Source organism: Paenibacillus sp. LjRoot56, from assembly GCF_964253335.1.
GTDB lineage: Bacteria > Bacillota > Bacilli > Paenibacillales > NBRC-103111 > Paenibacillus_E > Paenibacillus_E allorhizoplanae.
This window is the reverse complement of the sequence record NZ_CAXURV020000001.1, coordinates 2,307,958-2,327,869: the sequence shown is the minus strand read 5'-3', so window position 1 is coordinate 2,327,869 and position 19,912 is coordinate 2,307,958. Positions and strand designations below refer to the sequence as shown.

General features: G+C 45.0%; 20 protein-coding genes. 4 read left to right on the top strand and 16 right to left on the bottom strand.

The features are described 5' to 3' along the window. Positions 1-111: 111 nt before the first annotated feature. From ACSQ8O_RS10340 to ACSQ8O_RS10320, 5 genes are all read right to left on the bottom strand, one after another. Positions 112-2,337 (bottom strand): MMPL family transporter, encoded by a 2,226-nt coding sequence (locus ACSQ8O_RS10340; RefSeq protein ID WP_436241482.1) that lies wholly within the window; start codon positions 2,335-2,337, stop codon positions 112-114. A 72-nt stretch (positions 2,338-2,409) separates the two neighbouring features. Next, positions 2,410-3,543, bottom strand: coding sequence for an HD-GYP domain-containing protein (locus tag ACSQ8O_RS10335; protein WP_056624156.1), 1,134 nt, complete (start codon positions 3,541-3,543; stop codon positions 2,410-2,412). Between the two features lie 118 nt (positions 3,544-3,661). After that, on the bottom strand, positions 3,662-4,474 hold the full coding sequence (locus ACSQ8O_RS10330; protein WP_436241481.1) for an undecaprenyl-diphosphate phosphatase: 813 nt from the start codon (positions 4,472-4,474) through the stop codon (positions 3,662-3,664). Positions 4,475-4,514: 40 nt separating this feature from the next. Next, a complete protein-coding gene (locus tag ACSQ8O_RS10325) occupies positions 4,515-5,981 on the bottom strand; it encodes a bifunctional metallophosphatase/5'-nucleotidase (RefSeq protein ID WP_436241480.1) in 1,467 nt (488 codons plus the stop codon). Between the two features lie 68 nt (positions 5,982-6,049). Further along, the gene (locus tag ACSQ8O_RS10320; RefSeq protein ID WP_436241479.1) at positions 6,050-6,520 is read right to left on the bottom strand and encodes a molybdopterin-dependent oxidoreductase; all 471 of its coding nucleotides are present in this window, start codon (positions 6,518-6,520) and stop codon (positions 6,050-6,052) included. 124 nt (positions 6,521-6,644) lie between these two features. Between ACSQ8O_RS10320 and ACSQ8O_RS10315 the strand changes: the two genes are divergently transcribed. Genes ACSQ8O_RS10315 through ACSQ8O_RS10305 form a run of 3 tightly spaced genes read left to right on the top strand, consistent with a single transcriptional unit; the run spans position 6,645 to position 9,531 of the window. Further along, positions 6,645-7,349 (top strand): molybdenum cofactor biosynthesis protein, encoded by a 705-nt coding sequence (locus ACSQ8O_RS10315; protein WP_436241478.1) that lies wholly within the window; start codon positions 6,645-6,647, stop codon positions 7,347-7,349. Positions 7,350-7,370: 21 nt separating this feature from the next. Further along, the gene (locus ACSQ8O_RS10310) at positions 7,371-8,435 is read left to right on the top strand and encodes a ThiF family adenylyltransferase (RefSeq protein ID WP_436241477.1); all 1,065 of its coding nucleotides are present in this window, start codon (positions 7,371-7,373) and stop codon (positions 8,433-8,435) included. 46 nt (positions 8,436-8,481) lie between these two features. Further along, positions 8,482-9,531, top strand: a complete 1,050-nt coding sequence (locus ACSQ8O_RS10305) for an HD-GYP domain-containing protein (protein WP_436241476.1) — start codon at positions 8,482-8,484, stop codon at positions 9,529-9,531. A 12-nt stretch (positions 9,532-9,543) separates the two neighbouring features. On the opposite strand, the gene ACSQ8O_RS10300 is transcribed toward ACSQ8O_RS10305, so the two are convergent. From ACSQ8O_RS10300 to ACSQ8O_RS10275, 6 genes are all read right to left on the bottom strand, one after another. After that, positions 9,544-9,933, bottom strand: a complete 390-nt coding sequence (locus ACSQ8O_RS10300) for a DUF350 domain-containing protein (protein ID WP_056624173.1) — start codon at positions 9,931-9,933, stop codon at positions 9,544-9,546. Further along, positions 9,930-10,580, bottom strand: a complete 651-nt coding sequence (locus tag ACSQ8O_RS10295) for a signal peptide protein (protein WP_436241475.1) — start codon at positions 10,578-10,580, stop codon at positions 9,930-9,932. The genes ACSQ8O_RS10300 and ACSQ8O_RS10295 overlap by 4 nt, the downstream gene beginning before the upstream one ends. Continuing rightward, a complete protein-coding gene (locus tag ACSQ8O_RS10290; RefSeq protein ID WP_436241474.1) occupies positions 10,577-11,773 on the bottom strand; it encodes a glutathionylspermidine synthase family protein in 1,197 nt (398 codons plus the stop codon). Before ACSQ8O_RS10290 ends, ACSQ8O_RS10295 begins: the two co-directional genes overlap by 4 nt. Positions 11,774-11,777: 4 nt before the next feature. Next, positions 11,778-12,419: a hypothetical protein gene (locus tag ACSQ8O_RS10285; protein WP_436241473.1), complete on the bottom strand. Its 642-nt coding sequence runs from the start codon at positions 12,417-12,419 to the stop codon at positions 11,778-11,780. Then, positions 12,416-12,637: a hypothetical protein gene (locus ACSQ8O_RS10280; protein ID WP_436241472.1), complete on the bottom strand. Its 222-nt coding sequence runs from the start codon at positions 12,635-12,637 to the stop codon at positions 12,416-12,418. Before ACSQ8O_RS10280 ends, ACSQ8O_RS10285 begins: the two co-directional genes overlap by 4 nt. A 121-nt stretch (positions 12,638-12,758) precedes the next feature. Next, positions 12,759-13,871 (bottom strand): NlpC/P60 family protein, encoded by a 1,113-nt coding sequence (locus tag ACSQ8O_RS10275; protein ID WP_436241471.1) that lies wholly within the window; start codon positions 13,869-13,871, stop codon positions 12,759-12,761. Positions 13,872-14,055: 184 nt separating this feature from the next. On the opposite strand from ACSQ8O_RS10275, the gene ACSQ8O_RS10270 reads away from it, so the two are divergent. Further along, positions 14,056-14,481, top strand: a complete 426-nt coding sequence (locus ACSQ8O_RS10270) for a PH domain-containing protein (protein WP_436241470.1) — start codon at positions 14,056-14,058, stop codon at positions 14,479-14,481. Positions 14,482-14,539: 58 nt separating this feature from the next. Here ACSQ8O_RS10270 and sufB read toward each other — a convergent pair whose 3' ends face one another. From sufB to sufC, 5 genes are all read right to left on the bottom strand, one after another. Continuing rightward, positions 14,540-15,937, bottom strand: a complete 1,398-nt coding sequence (gene sufB / locus ACSQ8O_RS10265; protein ID WP_056624188.1) for a Fe-S cluster assembly protein SufB — start codon at positions 15,935-15,937, stop codon at positions 14,540-14,542. Positions 15,938-16,000: 63 nt separating this feature from the next. Further along, complete coding sequence (sufU, locus tag ACSQ8O_RS10260) at positions 16,001-16,435, bottom strand: Fe-S cluster assembly sulfur transfer protein SufU (protein ID WP_056624191.1); 435 nt, start codon at positions 16,433-16,435, stop codon at positions 16,001-16,003. Further along, complete coding sequence (locus ACSQ8O_RS10255) at positions 16,422-17,648, bottom strand: cysteine desulfurase (RefSeq protein WP_056624194.1); 1,227 nt, start codon at positions 17,646-17,648, stop codon at positions 16,422-16,424. Before ACSQ8O_RS10255 ends, sufU begins: the two co-directional genes overlap by 14 nt. Further along, positions 17,645-18,940, bottom strand: coding sequence for a Fe-S cluster assembly protein SufD (sufD, locus tag ACSQ8O_RS10250; protein ID WP_436241469.1), 1,296 nt, complete (start codon positions 18,938-18,940; stop codon positions 17,645-17,647). The genes ACSQ8O_RS10255 and sufD overlap by 4 nt, the downstream gene beginning before the upstream one ends. A 53-nt stretch (positions 18,941-18,993) precedes the next feature. Next, the gene (gene sufC / locus ACSQ8O_RS10245; protein ID WP_056624201.1) at positions 18,994-19,824 is read right to left on the bottom strand and encodes a Fe-S cluster assembly ATPase SufC; all 831 of its coding nucleotides are present in this window, start codon (positions 19,822-19,824) and stop codon (positions 18,994-18,996) included. Between the last annotated feature and the right edge of the window lie 88 nt (positions 19,825-19,912).

Sequence of the window (19,912 nt, the reverse complement as noted above, 5' to 3'; positions counted from 1 at the left end):
TATCATTTCCTATTCAAGAACATGTTACTACCTATTATGCCTATACCTATGCCCTTTATTGTAACTTATGATTCACAAAAAAGGAAACAGAGACAGGAATTGCAGATGGCGCTACCGCTTCTCCACTTTTGCCTGGGGCTTCACACGGAGCCACCTTGGTGCCCACCAATTGGCGTCACCGAGCAGTTTCATTAGCGCAGGAACAAGCATAACCCGTACGATCGTGGCATCAATCAATACGGCGAGTCCGAGGCCAAGTCCTAAAGCTTTCATAATTTCGATATCCGTGAAAATAAAGGATCCAACCACGACGACAAGAATGAAAGCCGCGCTTGTAATTAAGCTCCCTGTTTTTTTCAAACCTTCCGCTGTACTCTGATCATTGTCTCCACTTGCCTCGTACTCTTCCATGATACGTGAAATAAGGAATACTTCGTAATCCATGGAGATACCAAAAACGACACAGAAAATGATAACAGGCAGCGTTGCACTCACATATCCAATTGACGTAATGTGCAGCATATCTGCCATAAATCCGTGTTGGAAAACTAATACAACGATACCTAAGCTAGCGCCTAAGCTAAGCATATTCATCAGCACAGCTTTGAGCGGGAGCAGGATGGAGCGAAATGCCAACAAAAGGACGAGATAGGTAATTCCCATAACGAAAATAAGAACTTCCGGAATTTCCTTTTGAATGCGATCAATAATGTCCAATCGATAGGCTGGTCCACCTGTCACGGTAGTCTCTATTCCTTCTTTATCCAACTTGCGGAGCTCGTGGACTAACGCATCCGTCGCAGGATCATCCGTGTCCTTCTCAGGGATAACAATCATCAAAGCAGTATGCCCTTTCGCTAATTGCGATTCTTCTAACTGCTTTTGAACATCAGCCTTTGTAAACATCCCCGCAAGCTCTGCATTCGAATGCTGCCCTAAGACGGTTAGATAGCTCTGCACTTCTTTTACACCAGCAACAGCTTTAACCTGTTCTCCATAAGCTTGAATCTCACCAATCGAAGCTGATGACCAGATCTCTTCTTTCGTATGTATCACAATTTGAATCGGTCCTGTCATACGAGGGTCATAGGCCGTTTTGAGCAGCTCCGCTCCATAACGGGATTCATAGCTCGGAGGAAGGACCTCCGCATTCGGTACACCTAATTTCATATGCCAGATCGGCGTCATACTGTAGATCAACACACCGCCTACTACGACAACTAAAACAACTGGACGTTTCATCACCGCATAGGCGATTTTCTCCCAGAATTTCGATGTTTCTTGCTTACGGAATCGTTTAGGAACGGCCTGTAAAGAGTTAATGCGATGACCCAAAATACCTAGAAGCGCTAACAATACTGTATTAGCTACAACTACGGAAATAGATACAACGATAACCCCCCCGAGACAGAGAGACCGGAAGAAGGTCAAATCCACAAACAGCATCCCTAATAAACCAATGAGCACAGCAATACCCGAGAAGAAAATCGATCTTCCTGCGGTCTGACATGTCATGGCTACGGCAGCAGCTACACTACCTTGTACTTTAAGCTCCTCACGAAACCGGCTAACCAGAAAGAGTGCATAGTCAATCCCAACTGCAAGCCCCAGCATCGTAACCATATTCGGCAAAAAATTCGATAAAGATTGATGTTGTGCGATAAAATAGGTAACTCCCAGTGTGAGCGTCACACTCATTAATCCCACGACCATAGGCAGGAAAGCTGCAACGAATGTACCGAAGACAATTAACAATACGAGTAGTGCAATAGGTAAACCTATCGCTTCCGACTTAGCGATATCATGTTTGCTGGCTACTTGCATGTCATACAGAATTGCGGGACCTCCCGTTACATACACGTCCATACCTGCCGGTGGATGCACAAGCGACTTGAGCTCTGGGTATGCCTCAAGCGCAGGATCTGTATCCAATGTGAGCGATACACTAACAGCCTGAACATCTAGATGTCCCTCATTCCGAGGCGTAGTTACAAATTTCACATCCTCCACATAAGGCAGTTCTTTCAGTTTCGTAAGTGAGGCCATAATCGCATCTCGCTGATCTTTCACCGTTAAATCAAGCCCGTTATGCCCCGTATACACGATATTCAGCTGGGTACGAGGCACACCAAGCTCATCCCTCATTTGAATCAAGCCCAGATCGGATTCGCTCCCTTTCGGAGTAAACCCATTGTCTTTCAACATCCCTGGCGTTTTTTGAGCAAAAATAGCAAAGATCAGCATTAAGCTTATGCCAATCGTTAGCACTAACCATCGGAACCGAAACATGGCGTGCCCCCATCTCCAGAACACACCTTTTTCCATGGACTCCCGCATCGTGCTTCCTCCTTAATCTACAAAAAGAACCTGGTTTCCCAGGTTCTTTATCTAATACGTGCTATATCTATACTATAGAAGTGTAGGCATAGTTGAATCTAATTCTGATTCACTTACCTTAATTTCTCCAATTTCGGAAATTAATATCGATAGCTTGCTTGAAAGATCGATTTCATAAGGTTCCTTAAGTACAGTACCTGCTTCATCTTGTAGTACGCGGATAGTAGGTCTGTGCGGAACAGACATGTTCAACTTCGATACGAGTCCATATTCACCAGTATTCAATCGGACTGTAATCCCTAGTGGGTAAATAGCAATTTTGTCTCGAAACAAAGCAATCTGACTTTGATCATACATCGTGCCAGAGCCTGCGAATAACTGCTCCATCGCTTCATGTGGCAATAAAGGTCTGCGATATACCCGTGTAGTCGTCATGGCATCATAGGAATCGACAAGTCCAATCCATCTGGCGAACTCATTAATCTCGCCCCCTTGAATGCCTCGTGGATATCCACTGCCATTAATCCGTTCATGATGCTGCAAAGCACAATGAGCTGAAAGAAGTGGGATATTCGGTTCATCCTTTAATAGATTGAATCCATAGGTCGTATGATTCTTCATTTCCTTGAACTCGTCTGGAGTTAGCTGCGATGGCTTGCGAAGAATGCCTAATGGCACTTTCGTTTTCCCAATATCATGCAGTAACGCACCTAAGCCAAGTGTCTCGAGCTTATCTCGACTATACCCATAACTGATTCCAAGCATAATCGCATAGATACTCACGTTAACTGAATGCTGAAATAAGTAATTATCTTTCACATTCATATTATTAAGCATGACCATAGCGCCTTCATGAGCACTCAGATCATCAATAATCATCTTCATGACATCACGAAAATTACGACCAATGTCGTAATAATTCACAGCTCCGCGTTTATTGGAATCTTCCATTACCTTCTTGAACGTATTGCGAATTTCGGTAACCGCTTTGCTTCTTGTTTCATCCTGAATAACATCTTGTTGAATAATATCATTCGTTCTTGCATCTTCTATGTAAATATAATCAATTCCGTAACTAAACAAGCGATCAAGGAGTCTCTGTGTAAGCTCAACATTAACGGCCAGAAGGACCATACCATCATCGTTGTATATATTCTTAGCCAGCCTCATCCCAGGTTGACACATGTTGATCGGCATAAACAGCATTTCAGGACCCCCGCATAGGTGAGCATTACGTTCTATTTAAATGTAATAGATTTTAAAGAAAAGTTCAATACAAAAAACCGCGTCTTTCGACGCGATTCGCTAGTGTTTCGTAATTTTCCTACTTTAAAAACATATAAAGCGCGAAAATTATCGCGATGGCAAAACGATAATACGCAAAGTAAGTGAGCTTCATCTTTTGTACAAGTTTAATGAAGGTTACCACAGCCAGTAAGGCCACCACGAAAGCCACTAGAAACCCTACAATAAAGAAGGCCAAATCGTCGGATGACAATGCTTCATAATTTTTCAAAAAGTAGACGCCTGAAGCCCCGAACATAATCGGAATGGCCATAATAAAGGTGAAATCCGCTGAAGCGGCGCGGCTTACACCAGAAAGCATACCTCCGGCAATCGTGGAACCCGATCGTGAAAAGCCAGGCCAAATTGATACGAGCTGCCACAATCCGATAGCGAAAGCTTGTCGATACGTCAAATCATCAAGGACCGTCGTTTTGGGTTGTTCCTTTTTCTTCTCGGCAATGATCAGTAGAATACCACCAAGCACGAGTCCAGCTAATACGGTTGTTGTATTGAATAGCTTCTCATCCACAATATCATTAAATAAAACACCGATCACACCAGCTGGTATGATACCAATTAAAATATGAAATAAATTCAGCTTTTTCCCTGTTTTACTTTCGCTTTTCCGATTCACAAGTCCAAATAAGGAAAGGATTCGCTTCCAATAGATAATGACAACCGCCATAATGGCACCCAATTGGATCACGAAATCGAACGTCTTCATCACTTCGTCATTTTGTGAGTTTAGCAGGCTTTGTGCCAAAATCATATGTCCTGTCGAGGATACGGGTAAAAACTCCGTCAAACCTTCAACGATCCCAATAATGATCGCCTCAAAAATTGTATGCATAATTGCCCCCTATATTCTGATAACTTTCTTGCTCCGGTTCTTATTCTACCTGTTTAGGACTGGGTCTGACAACATCTAAGAACCGAAGGTGGTGGCTGCTTGCAATCGCAGCCTCATCTTGCAGTTGATCAGCTAACACATCACGGATAAATTCTGGCAGCATGTAAACGATCTCCTTGCCTCGGCTCAGCGATAAATAGCCTGAGCCGAACGTAAACATATCGATCGTACCCACGAGGTAGGAACGTTCTGGATCCAGCAATTCCTCGCCGACATATACGGCGACGATGCGCTCGTAGGGAGGCCGCGAGGCATCCACTTGGACGGTTATCCCGTCCACACAGAGGACGCCTAGCACCTCCCCGCGGAAGCCGTAGCCGCGTATCGGCTTCTCCATGAACTCGTCAAGCAGCGACTCTTCGAGCGCTTGACGAATGTCCGCGCCGCTGAGCAGCATGCGGCAGGGATTGATCGGGCCGGGGCAGATTTCTAGCAGCCGGCCCCGGGACAAGCCACCCTCCTTCAGTCCCTGAAGGAGCTGCCCGCTATTGACCAGCCCGATCTCGGCGCTGGTCCAGCGGCGTATACCCGCGGCAAGCAAGTTGCCGAGCGGGGATTCGCCGTACCAATCCAGGCGCAGCGGCTGCCGCAGCTGCGCCACTTCCACCGCCAGCGAGGCGCTGCTGGCGATGCGGTAGTGCTCCAGCAGCGTAATGACGCTGCTGTCTTCTTCACTCGCGTCCGTCATCGGGACGACGCGGCCGTTCAGCTCTACGATCCGGCGCTGCGCCGGGTCGTAGGCAAGCTCGATATGGCCGGCATACTGACCGAACTTGCCGGCCGCACCAATATAAGTGCCGCTGAGCAGCAGCGGCTCTTCGAGTAAATGATGGGTGTGACCGCCAAGGATGATGTCGATGCCATCCAACTCCTCAGCCATCCGTTGATCCGTTCTCAGGCCCAAATGCGACATAACGATTAGAATGTCCACTTTGGGACGTAATAGGCTCACATGGGCGTTTACAGCCTTCATAGGATCCGTTACATCCCAGCCTAGCAACTCATAGTAAGCTTGGTAAGCAGCCGTAACCCCAATCAGACCAATACGAAGACCTGATTTCTCAAGCGTAAGTGATGGCAACATCCAATCCGGCGTTTCCTTCGTGTTGATATCCGTAATATTGCTGCCAATAATCGGAAATTTCGCATGCTCCAACACAACAGCCCTGAGCCAATCCGGTGTGAAGGTTAATCCTTCATTATTGCCTAGAACCATAGCTTCGTAGCCCGTAGCATTCATGATTTCCAAATTGGCGATCGCATTCGTTCCTTCTGTCTCTGGAAACATCCGATCCATGTGGTCGCCAATATCAAGTGTCAATACCTGATCTGGCGGCCAGAGACGGCGGACACGATCAAAATAGGCGCTTATCTTGGGCATTTGTTCAAAGTGACTATGAATATCATTCGTATGTAATATGACTAGCCGTTGCAAGGGGGACGTCATCCCGTTCACCTCTCTTCATGGGCAAGTAGATCCTAGCATGTCTCTATATTATGCAAGTATCCCCTTCCTCATTTCTTGAATTTGAGCTCACCTGGGGTTACTTTGTTCTTAAACCCATAAGTTGCTTCTTCACCTAAACTTGGATCGTTCAGAAACCATACCCTTACAATACTTTTTACATTCAGACATTCACTGCTTCCATTAGGTACATATAGTCGAATAGGGTATCCTTTCTTCAACGCTTGTCCCTCTTGTGCATATAGGAATAGCGCTTGATCCGCCTGCCCCCAAGGTATCAGCGCTTGGAACTCATCTACCGCTTCCACTCTCACATGCGTTGGCTCTTCAGTTGCAGGATGTTTCCCCTTGTTATTCCAGTTTCGGTACCATGATTTGAGATCAAATGCCTCCCCTTCCACCGCTGGAACCCGATCCTGAATGTTCAACCGTAGATCCGCTAATGCGACCATTTCCTCAACGGTAAAGGTTTCTTTGTGCTTATGTAGGTCAGACACTTCTATGTGTGAATTGGTTTGCATGCGTAGATCTCCTCCGTTAATTCAAATTCCATGTCCTTCCAAAGGATCACTCCATTATACCATTTTCAGGGCAAAATATGATATGCTGTAAGGGATTCTAACATCTATCGCAAGGAGAAACAAATTGAACTTACACATCCAACTCTTCGCAGGTCTTGTAGACCTATTCGGTACTGCAGTTCTGACGATTTCAGTCGATCAAGATTCGATTACCATTGCACAATTGAAGGATAAAATCATCACCGATTATCCTGCTGCATCGGCGCAGCTTCCTATATGCTTTTTCGCCAAAAATCAAGCTTATGCCGGTGATCAGGAAACGGTTTCCGCCTCCGACGAGCTCGCACTCATCCCACCTGTTTCAGGTGGACAGCCATCGCTTTATGAAATCACCAATTCAACGATTGATGTGGTTTCCGTGACCTCTAAGGTGAATCATCCCAACCACGGTGCTTCACTTGCCTTCATTGGCACGACGCGAGAAATGACGTATGGACAGCGAACCGTCCTTTTGGAGTATGAGGCTTATGTCCCTATGGCCTTGAAAACGATGGCAAGCATCGGCGAAGAAATCGATGCGAAGTGGCCTGGCACGCTTTGTGCCATTACACATCGATTAGGTAAGGTTGCGATTGCAGAGGCCAGCGTCGTGATCGCTGTATCCTCTCCTCACCGCGCTGATTGCTATGAAGCTAGTCGGTATGCGATTGAGCGTTTGAAACAAATCGTACCTATTTGGAAAAAAGAAATATGGGAGGATGGGTCCGAATGGAAAGGCAATCAAACAGGCCCCTGGAACCCGCTACAAGCACCGCAAGCTGATAACTGATTTGAACGGAGATGACTTCACTTGGACCCGTATTTACATACAGAAACTGCGTCAGATGTTGACCCGCGTTATTCGAGACAAATTCTTTTCCCCCCAATTGGCATGGAAGGTCAACGCAAACTTGGCCTTGGTCGTGTTGCTATTGTTGGTATGGGTGCTTTAGGCACCGTTCTTGCCAATCATATGGTGCGAGCAGGCGTTGGATTTGTTCGGATCATTGATCGTGATTTTGTTGATAAAAGCAATCTGCAAAGACAAATGCTGTACGATGAAGAGGACGCTGCTGCCACGATTCCCAAATCAATCGCCGCTGCGAAACGTCTTCAGCTAGTTAATTCCAATGTCGTCATAGATCCTCATGTCTGTGATCTTAATGCCACGAATGCTGAACAATTGCTTCATGATGTCGATGTGATTCTCGATGGCACCGATAACTTTGCCGTTCGGTTCCTGCTCAACGATGTCAGCTTGAAATTAGGGATCCCTTGGATCTATGGTGGTGCCGTGGCTTCGCGAGGTGTCTCATTGACGATTATCCCTGAACGAACACCTTGTTTGCGCTGCCTGTTCACACAAGCACCTGCTGCGGGCACCACGGATACTTGTGACACTGCTGGTGTCATTGGAGGAATCATCCATGTTGTCGCTTCTTTTCAAGCCACAGAGGCGCTTAAGTTGCTCGTAGGTGCTACGGAGCAGCTCAATCTCAGCATGCAGCAATGGGACTTATGGTTCAATCAGAACTCGGCAATACGGGTCTCTGGTGCTAAGAAGTCAGATTGTCCCGCTTGTGCGCAGAAGCAATTTGAGTACTTAGATGCCCATCTTGAAAGTGATACAATTCAATCCTTATGCGGGCGCAATTCGGTTCAAATTCATCCGATTATTCCCAGCACGCAACCACTGGAGTACTGGGAGGAACGACTACAACCTCTTGGCCTGGTTGAGAGAAACCGTTTTCTACTTAAGTTTCACGCTTCTTCAGATATCCAAATAATTCTATTCCCTGGTGGTCGTGTTCTCATTCAAGGGACTGAGGATTTAATTCAAGCCAAAAGTCTTTACAGTCGTTATATTGGGATGTAGTATTACAATATACCTACCAGATACTAGGACTTGGAGAGGAGCTTCTATGCGTGTACATGTGCTTCAACTTATCGTTGGTGACAAATTAATTTCCGATTCCTACAATGCAGTAGGCCTTCATCTTCTATCCTCGGGCACCGTTCTCGATGCTGGAGATATTTCGATGCTCAATCGCCACAGTGTGGATTATGTTGATATAGCTCCAAGAAGCAGTGAAATCGAGAAAGTCGTAGAGGAAGCGCCAACTAGACAAGCAAATATCTTACAGGTTACCTCTTTTAACAACGCATCTCAGGGTATTAAAGAAATGTTTGAAGCTTTGCAAGACGGTGGATCTCTTCGCAACGACACTGTAGAATCCGCTTTCAATCCACTGATAGACAGCATACAAGAGGAGAAGGATGTTGTTTCCCTGCTTTTATCTTTGCATAGTAAAGATGACTATACTCTACAGCATAGCGTTCAAGTTGGGATGCTATCTTATTATATTGCCAAATGGATGAATAAATCCGAGAAGGATGCTATCGTCATCGGGAAAGCAGGCTATTTGCACGATATCGGGAAATGTAGAATACATCCAGATATTCTGAACAAGCCAGGTAAGCTGACAAAGGAAGAATTCGAGGAAGTTCAGAAGCATACCATTCATGGATATGATATCATTCGTAAATCATTAAAAGATGAGACGCTCGCACTCGTTGCCCTTCAGCATCATGAGCGTATGGATGGTACAGGCTATCCCCTACGAAAAAACGGTACGGACATCCATTCTTACTCCCGCATTGTCGCGGTCGCAGATGTCTACAGCGCCATGATATCCAGCAGAGTGTATCAACAACGACGTGATCTTCTGCATGTACTTAAAGAGCTTCACCGCATGAGCTTCGGCGAGCTGGATCCCAAGATCACCCAAGTGTTCATACGCAACATGATTCCTAATTTTATAGGTAAAAAAGTGTCTTTGAGCGACGGACGTGAAGGTACGATCATCATGACGAACCCTACTGATTTCTTCCGACCGCTCATCAACATCGACAATCAGTTTTTGGATTTATCGCAGCTTGGAAATGTAGAAATTACGAAAATTGCGATCTAATACATACGAATCTTAAATAATTAGACTACTTACCGAAATCGCAATGCCGATATATACAGCAGCAAGCAGGGTACCTACAGCCACATTCCCTCCCTTTAGCTGATCTGATAGCTTCATACCTGGGGTAAGCCAATCGAACACCCAATATGAGGCTATTAAGCATGCGTACCCTACCGCAAACCATAAGCTCATATGCCAAATGGAGGAGTTCGTGTAGGCGGCAATGCCTAGAATGATGGCCGTAGCTACGAACTTGCCTCCCATCGTAATCCCCACAGCCACATTGCCGTTATTTATTTCTTCCATATCCCGATAAGGAGTCATTAAACTAAAGATGTACATCCCTGCAAACTGTAACAAGACAATGACGAATAAACTTATAATTAGATCTACAACGATCACTCTGCCCACCCCCGAAATTTAGCCATCGATTGATCAAAATCTGTATAATCATGTACTTCCTCTAGGACTACACTTACTTCTTTTTTATCCTTAAACGCTTTGTATCTCTCTTCTGGAATCGGTTGCTTAACCTTCTGCCCAGTTGGCAATTCTACTACCGCAAAGTACCTGAATTGACTATCCAGCTCTGTTTTATAAACACCGATTAATTTCACATCCGTCTTTATTTCCACTTTCAGCTCCACTAGATCTTTGTCGGCTTCTTCTTTTGTTTTGAAGGACTTGATCGGTTTCCATTGCGACAAAGTAACATCGTTCTTCCCTTGACTGTCCGCTTTCATCGTGGCTTGCATGAAACTCAATACCCAGATACTATCTCCAGTCGCAAAATTCTGATCGTTAGACATTCGGTCATTGTTCGGTAACAGCACCATATCACCATCGATAAGATCACCAACCTTGACTTGCTGGACTTGATAGTCCCATGGCACATCACCAGGAGCATAATTCGATGTTGTCGATATGTTACCTGTTGTTGATTGGCTTAGGACGGATGGTTTCTTATCAAATGCCGTTGAGATGATCCAAATGATGACAATGATGCCGATAAGTCCTACTGCCAATAGTATAAATCTTCCTTGTTTCAAGGCGCTTTCACTCCAATCGCCACAAATTGACTTGCATTTCCCGTTATGATGCCGCCAGCTCTACCTAGAAGTCCACATGGCGTACCATTCAATACGAATAGACCGGTTAATAAATGTCCTTGACCATGCTGAAAGGTTAGCCGCGGCAGGTCTGCCCGTTCTTGATACACACGTTTAAAAAACACACTCGTATCGAAGCCCGCTTCATCCTTGTATTCCAATTCTCCTAACTCGTTATATAGCTCAACTGAGCCGCCTTCGCGGCCAAACATCGATTTGGACACATAGTTACCTGCAAGGATAGGATTCGTAAAGGTCGGCAGCATGTAAGTCTGAATGATGTCATGTTCCTCTTGCGTAAATAACGCTGATTGTCTGATATGAAGATCCCAGATCAATGCTTGTAAGCCTTTGGATTGTAAAATCACAGCATGCAAAGGATTGAACAAATGAACGAATTGCTCCTCGATCGCATACGACAGCGCTTCTCCCCCGTCGTCAACCCCCATCCACTCCTTCGGATATAGGGCAAACATACGCTGAATGGTCTGATCAGCACCAACCTTGACAACGCCCTCGTCGATCCATAAATCCAAACAGTCGACGCAGGTCATTTTTCTTCCGCTATGTGCAACAAGTGCATTTATCGTCCCCGTGTCTTCCGCATGTACACCGTAGGCTATACAAGCTGCATAATCAGGTACCTCGATCTCCCAGGCCGCCTTTAGAAGCTCCTTCATCCTGCCATTTGGTGATTCCAACCCATATTGCTTACAAAGCCATGGAGTCGCAATGGAGGCTTCGACATAACCCGTAGGCGTATCTGCATTTAGTTCTAGTAATTTAATGTTGCCTGCCTGATCGACAGTAAAATCAAATCTCGCATAGCGGCTTATGAAGCCTTCGCCATTCGGCTCAAGTCGATCCAGCCCATCCCATAGCACTTCTGGTATCGATAAGTCTGCATAAAGCTCTCTTTTGCCGAAAACATAGCGGGCAGCTTTATCAAACACCTGCCACAGTCCAGCAGCAGCATGAATAAGGTCCTGATAAACCTCATTCGGCATAACGACAAGCTGATCAATCCAGTACTCTTCGTTCTCCAAATTAGCCCATGTAAATCCAAGCTCAGCTAGTTGCTGTATCCGAGAATTTCTGTCAGGGGCTGGTTTCCCAATCACTTCAAAAACCATGCCATTAACCCCCAGAGCTTGAGCTGGAGGAGGAGCTAAAACCGCTTGATTTACCACCTATGCTGCCTGATGAAGTTGATGTTGACTTGGAGCCGCTAACAGAGGAACCTGTAGTACCTGATTTGGTGGTAGTTGACGATTTATTCGAGTTTGAAGTAAAGGTCCCACTACCACTTGAAGTTGTTGGTGTCTTCGTCGTCGAACGATTCGTAAATGAGCTGGGTTGATACGTTTTATTAACATAGGGCGTATTGGATCGATAATAATACGAGCGATGATTATTCCCCCAACTGCTAGATGAATACGGACTTACCGTATTGAAAATCAGATGATATAGCAGCAGATCATCCCATCCAAACCCACCGCCTGACACTTGATTCACAATAATAGGAGCTGTGCTCCCACCTGTTGTACTCGGTGTTGGCGTAGGTGAAGGTGCAGCCAAGCCTTTATCAGGCGGTATAGGTAATCTCCAATCGACCTGAGGATCGTAATAGGCTTTAACATCCTCATTCGACCATTCCACCAATTTAGATGAGCCTGCATTGGGACTAGGCGTCTCCGCAGCCTGTGCCGTTCCTAGCAGCATGTGACCTAACAAGATCAAACTCAGTGAAGTTGATAGTACTTTAAGCGGTCGTTTCACTCCTTGCTCCCTCCCCCTTCTGCGCCAGCTTTAACGAGCAGCAGCTCAAACACATGGAGATCCAAATTCAAACGGCCCTCAATCATTTCGTATTCCTTCCCGCCAACGAGAATGAAATTAGCCACATTTAAGGCTTGAATAAGTTGATCATCCCAGGCACGCTCACTTAGTTTGAGCAGTTGCCCTTCTGGCAACTTTTCATAAAGCACGATTGTCATACTGCTAGCCTCCTCCACAAAAAAACTTTCTACACATTTAAACGCACCAGGAATTCAATTGTTTCAAAATAGATAAAAATAAAAAGCCTATCCATCGGATAGACTTTTCCCATTACTCCTATTAATAGGCAATTCTCTTTGCCTTTAGAAATGTTTTTTTCCAATAAGCTTTATCAATATTGCTGATTTGTACCCCATTCTTCGGCTTCGGGGAGGCATGCAGCATCTTCATGTTTCCAATGTAAATCCCTACATGACCAACGGTTTTGTTCGATTTGAAACGACCTGGCACGTAGAAAAACATCAGATCCCCTTTGCGTAAAGACTTGCGAGAAACCAAATTACCTTTAGTACCTTGTTGCCGAGCTACCCGCGGCAGTTTAATATTATATTTCCCATAAATATATTGGGTAAATGTCGAGCAATCAAATCGTCCTGTTTGGGGATATGAGCCCGTACCAAATTTATACTTTACGCCCATATAATTTTCCCCTTTATTAATCAATGCATTAATATCGATATTCTTCAAAACCGGCATGACGTCATTTTGATCATTTGGCGACCATACTTGAAGATCATGCTGGGTCTGAATAGGCATCCCTGCAGGATTTGCACCTGCCCCGTTGCCTTTGAATGGATCTGTAGGATCATCTCCGAAACTCAACTCTGGTGAGTTATCATTCGCACTTGCTGGGTCATCTTCATGTTCGATGATCGCAATGGGCGAAGCATGAATAATGACGTCCCCTTTTCTAACCTCGTACGACATATCATCTTGAAATAAGTCAGCTAAGTCCGAGACAGGTAAGTAAGCCGTTCCGCCCTCTTTCACTACCGGCTGGCTTAATTGAATATCCGCCCCATCTTTCATAGCTTTATTCGAGTTCATGATCAACTCAAAATTAGCATCATTGTCCCCTATAATCAGCTTACCTTCAGAATCTTCCCATTCAGACTGGAATTTGAGAGTTCTAATGAGATCTTGCGCAGATACATAATTGACATTTCCAATTTGTTTCATCGGTAGAACTGCATCATTGTTTGCTAGCGCAATGATATCTTTGCCCGCTTGCGACATACTCTTCGTAACCGAATTACCAGAGCCAGTTAAACCTGTCGGGCTTTGCGACGGTGTTACACTTGGTGGGCTCGCATGATCCTTCCCACAAGCAGTCGAAATCGCCAGCACGACAATCACGCTTCCTATTGCCGGTATCTTTAGCTTATTCCACATGAAATTCTCTCTCCTTCAGGGACACATTATTATCCTTTATAGAGTGAGACAAGTGGCATGCAAATATGCAATCCGTTCGTTCAAATGGGCTTGGCGTTTGTTGGAAGTAATGGAATCTGTAAGAGGAGAACGCCGTATAAATGTGGAGTTGATACATATATTTGTTCAAGAAGGAGTGATGATAGTGGGTATTTTTAGTGGATTACTAGGAAATTTATCAGAAGTATCTGTTGAGGAGCTTACGAGGCAGTATGGTACTTATCTCATGCCAAATGAAGTTATCTCTACAGGTTTTAAACTTGTTCGGGATTCATTCATAATCACCGACGAACGCATTATCCTAATTGATCATCAAGGTGTCACTGGTAAGAAAACGAAAGTCTCCACGATAGATCTGGATTCCATCTATGAGGTATCGATGGAATCTGGCGGTACAGGGTTTGATGACAGCGAGCTCATTATTCATTACATAACCTCACCTTATTACAAAGCGAATAACATCACGACGGCGGCTTATCGTTTTGAATTAAAGAAAAAGTTCAATATCCAGTCGTTATATGTGGCCCTCCAATCGGCAGCTACACAGAATCGTAAGCGAATTAACGGATAACATGCAAAAAAGCGTGCCAGAGAAGTATCTCTGGCACGCTTTTTTTATTATCTGGAGATTAACCGATAGATCCTTCCATCTCAAACTTGATGAGACGGTTCATTTCAACGGCATATTCCATCGGAAGTTCTTTGGTGAATGGCTCAATGAAGCCCATAACGATCATTTGCGTTGCTTCTGCTTCTGTAAGACCACGGCTCATAAGGTAGAACAATTGATCCTCTGATACCTTGGATACGGTCGCTTCATGCTCAAGCGTAATGTTATCGTTCAAGATTTCATTGTAAGGAATTGTATCCGAAGTGGACTCGTTATCCAAGATCAACGTATCGCACTTGATGTTAGCTTTGGAACCTTGGGAGTTACGTCCGAAGGAAGCCAAACCACGGTACGTTACTTTACCGCCATGCTTGGAGATCGACTTGGAAACAATCGTGGAAGTTGTATCTGGTGCCAAATGCGTCATTTTCGCGCCCGCATCTTGATGTTGACCTTTGCCTGCAACAGCGATGGAAAGAACCATCCCTTTAGCGCCGCGGCCTTTAAGAACAACTGCTGGGTACTTCATTGTCAGCTTGGAACCGATGTTACCATCAACCCACTCCATTGTAGCTCCTTCTTCTGCAACCGCACGTTTCGTAACGAGGTTGTAGATGTTAGGTGCCCAGTTTTGGATCGTTGTGTAACGCGCACGGGAGTTCTTCAGACAAACGATCTCAACAACCGCACTATGAAGTGAGTTCGTGCTATAGATTGGAGCTGTACAGCCCTCAACGTAGTGCACGAAGCTATCTTCGTCGGTGATGATCAGCGTACGCTCGAATTGACCCATGTTCTCGGAGTTAATACGGAAGTAAGCTTGCAAAGGCACTTCACATTTAACGCCTTTTGGTACGTAGATGAAGGATCCTCCGGACCAAACTGCGCTGTTCAATGCAGCAAATTTGTTGTCAGCTGGCGGAATGATCGTTCCGAAATATTGTCTGAACAACTCCGGATATTCACGAAGAGCTGTGTCTGTATCTGTGAAGATAACACCTTGATCTTCAAGCTCTTTTTGCATGCTGTGGTAAACAACCTCAGACTCATACTGTGCAGATACACCAGCAAGGAACTTTTGCTCTGCTTCAGGGATACCAAGCTTGTCGAACGTTTCTTTAATTTCTGTAGGAACTTCTTCCCACGTTTTACCTTGCTTCTCAGAAGGACGAACATAGTACTGGATATCATCGAAATCCAAGTCATCCATGTTTCCGCCCCAACGCGGCATAGGCATTTTGAAGAATTGCTCAAGGGATTTCAGACGGAATTCTAACATCCATTCTGGTTCGCCTTTAATTCTTGAGATTTCTTCAACGATTTCACGAGTTAAGCCTTTACCGGATTGGAAAATGGATTTGTGCTCATCTCTAAAACCATATTTGTAATCTTCTAAATCTGGCATTTGTTTCGCCATGGTTAATTCCTCCTTAACGTTCTCTTTGTTCCATATCTTTAACCTATTCCACCCGCAAATGCGTTAGTTATCGGTCTTATGAGAATGTTCAATCCCTTTGCGTAGTGCATTCCACGCCAGAGTTGCGCATTTAATCCTCGCTGGGAATTTGTTAACGCCCGACAGGGCCTCAATGTCTTCATATTCAAATTCTACGGATTCGCCCTTCATCAAGCCAGAGAAATCATCAGCCATCTTCAGTGCTTCTTCGACTGTTTTGCCTTTGACAGCATCCGTCATCATGGAAGCAGAGGATAAGCTAATCGAGCAGCCTTCACCTGTGAATTTCGCCATTTTCACGATACCCTCTTCAACTTGCATCTGCAGGGAAATTTTATCCCCACAGGTTGGGTTGTTGAGGTCAATCGTAACGGACTCGCCGGACTCAAATTTTCCACGGTTGCGAGGAGTTTTATAGTGATCCATAATTACTCTACGGTATAAATCATCCAATTGCATCGCCGAAGTACTCCTTTGTTTTCAGTAAAGCCGTCACAAGACGGTCTACATCATCTTCCGTATTATATAGATAAAAGCTTGCACGAGCCGTGCTGCTTTGTTCTAACCATCTCATAAGTGGCTGGCAGCAGTGATGACCAGCACGAACTGCAATACCCATGGAATCCAACACGGTTGCTACATCATGAGGATGAACATCCCCAAGGTTGAAAGTTACCAGTCCTGCACGATTCGTTGTAGGCCCATAAACAGCTAAGTCAGGAATCTGCATCATACGATCCAAGGCATAATTCGTGAGCTCCACATCATGTTTAAATATGTTATCCATCCCTACTTCGGTTAAGAAGTCGATGGCCGCGCCAAGCCCAACTGCTCCTGCAATCATAGGCGTTCCGCCTTCGAATTTCCACGGAAGTTCCTTCCAAGTTGACTCATAAAGATCGACATGATCGATCATTTCCCCGCCAAACTCAACAGGTTCCATGTTATTCAATAAAGACTTCTTCCCATACAATGCCCCGATTCCGGTAGGCCCACACATCTTATGCCCGGATAATGCATAAAAGTCGCAATCCAAATCTTGCACATCCACTTTCATATGAGGCGTGCTTTGCGCACCATCGACCATGATTTTGGCACCATGCTTGTGGGCAATGGCTGCAATTTCCTTGATCGGGTTGATGACGCCGAGCACATTGGACACATACACAATCGAAACAATTTTGGTACGATCAGTAATGGTGTTCTCTACATCTGCAAGGGATATGGATCCGTCTGGCTGCAGCGGAATATATTTTAAAGTGGCGCCTGATTTCTTAGCAGCTTGCTGCCAAGGGATCAGGTTGCTGTGATGCTCCATCGGTGTAAGGACGATTTCATCGCCCTCACGAAGTACCGATTCGGCAAAGCTAGCTGCCACAATATTGATAGCCGTTGTTGTGCCTCGAGTGAAAATAATTTCCTGCTCACTAGCTGCGCCGATGAACTTCGCCACTTTGGCTCTAGCTCCTTCATACGCATCAGTTGCTCGGGAACCTAGGGTATGAACCCCGCGATGAACGTTCGCATTATCCCACTCGTAGTAATGCTTCAGTGCCTCAATCACCTGAATAGGCTTCTGGGAAGTAGCAGCACTATCCAAGTAAACCAGAGGATGACCGTTCACTTCTTGCTTCAGAATGGGAAAAAGTTCACGTATCTCGGCAGATATCATTGTCCTAGCTTCCTCTCCACTAAGCTTTGCAGCTGTTCTTCAACGCTCTTAACTGGAATTACGGAAACAACTGGTGCCAAGAATCCGTAAATGATTAAGCGTTGAGCTTCTTCTTTTGTAATCCCACGGGACATTAGGTAGTGAACTTGTTCTGCATTCACTTGCCCAACACTTGCAGCGTGACCTGCTTTAACATCATCTTCGTCAATTAGAAGAATCGGGTTCGCGTCTCCGCGAGCTTTCGGGCTAAGCATCAAGACTTTCTCGGTTTGTTGACCGTTACAGCCTTGTGCGCCTTTCTCGATCTTCGTGATTCCGTTGATAATCGCTGTAGAGCTATCGCGCATAACCGCACGTGTAATCATATCGCTTGTAGACGCTTTGCCCCAATGAACAGCGCGAGTCGTCAAGTTTAATTTCTGTTCGTGCGTACCCACACAGATGACTTTCGCATCGGAGTCGGAGCCTTTCCCTTTGAGAATAGATGTCGTATCAGACATCGAATTCCCATAGTTCAACTCACCAACAACCCATCCAATACGGGAGTCATCTTCAAGAATCGCACGACGATAGGTGAGATCTGTTACGGATGCTTCCAAGCTATGAATGGAGGAATAACTAACGCGTGAACCTGGTTTTGCAAACACTTCAACGATCCCGTTTTGTACAAGATCTGCGCCGCCAACAGAAGACACAAAGTTGTCTACATACGTAACGGAACTGAATTGTTCAGCAACGATGAGAACGTGCGGTGCAAATGTAGCTTCTGCATCATCTGCAACAAACAAAGCTTGAAGTGGGATGTCAACAACAACGTTTTTCGGAACGTAGATGAAAATACCGCCATTCCACAATGCCGCATGCAAAGCTGTAAGTTGATTTTCATTCGATTGAACAGCCTTCATGAAGTATGGCTTAACCAAATCTCCATGCTCACGAACAGCCGTTTCAAGATCTGTGAAAATAACGCCTTGCTTTTTCAATTCTTCGGACACTTGATTGAACACGATACCGGAGTTGCGTTGTACAATCAGGTTGCCAGAACTCGTCAAGCCCTTAGTCACTTCAGGCAATGCATCAAGTGAACTCAAAGTTGCCTGCTCTTTATAGGAACCATAGGCGGAAATACTCCAACGGTCGATTCTTGTTTTTTCTAGTATAGGTAATTCCAACGAATTCGCTAATGCTACCCCTTCAGTACGAAGGGCTGTCATCCACTCCGGCTCTTGCTTGCTGCGGGAGAGCTCAGTAACAGCATTAGTATCGATGGAAAGTGTTGTTTTAGTGCTCATGATTTCCTCCATTTATAAGTATCTTTGACCCTAAGATCAAAGTCTCTCATCTCCTAGTACTTCGGCCCTGGTGTGTTCATAGGAATTTTGAATTCTTCCTCGTCTTGACCAACAGTTTCATCAACGATGCCTAGTTCTTCTTTGATCCAATCGTAACCTTCCGCTTCCAAACGCTCAGCGAGCTCAGGACCACCGGATTTCACGATGCGACCTTGCATCATAACATGTACAAAATCAGGTTTAACGTAGTTCAACAAACGTTGGTAATGCGTAATGATTAAGAATCCACGCTCTTCACTGCGCATCGCATTAACACCTTCAGCAACGATACGTAAAGCATCGATATCTAGACCGGAGTCAATTTCATCAAGAATAACGAATTTAGGCTCAAGCAAAAGCATTTGAAGAATTTCATTACGCTTTTTCTCACCGCCGGAGAAGCCTTCGTTCAAGTAACGGTGCATGAACTCAGGGTTCATTTCCAATTGCTTCATTTTCGCTTCCATTTGACGAATAAATTTGATCAAAGAAATTTCGTTGCCTTCACCGCGGCGAACATTCATTGCACTACGCAAGAAGTCAGCATTCGTTACACCAGTGATCTCGCTTGGGTATTGCATAGCCAAGAACAAGCCAGCGCGAGCTCTCTCGTCAACAGCCATTTCAAGAACATCTTCGCCATCTAATGTAACAGAGCCCTCTGTTACTTCATATTTCGGGTGACCCATTAACGCGGATGCCAATGTACTTTTACCCGTACCATTCGGCCCCATGATCGCGTGAATTTCGCCGCCTTTGATTTCTAGGCTAAGACCTTTCAAAATTTCCTTTCCTTCGATGGTCGCTTTCAGACCCTCTATTGTAAATGTTGATGAATTTGCCATTTTCTTTAAGCCTCCATAATGTTTGAGTGTACTAGATAGATGACAATCATATGTAATGATTATCACTGATTCTCATTAGAATAATTCT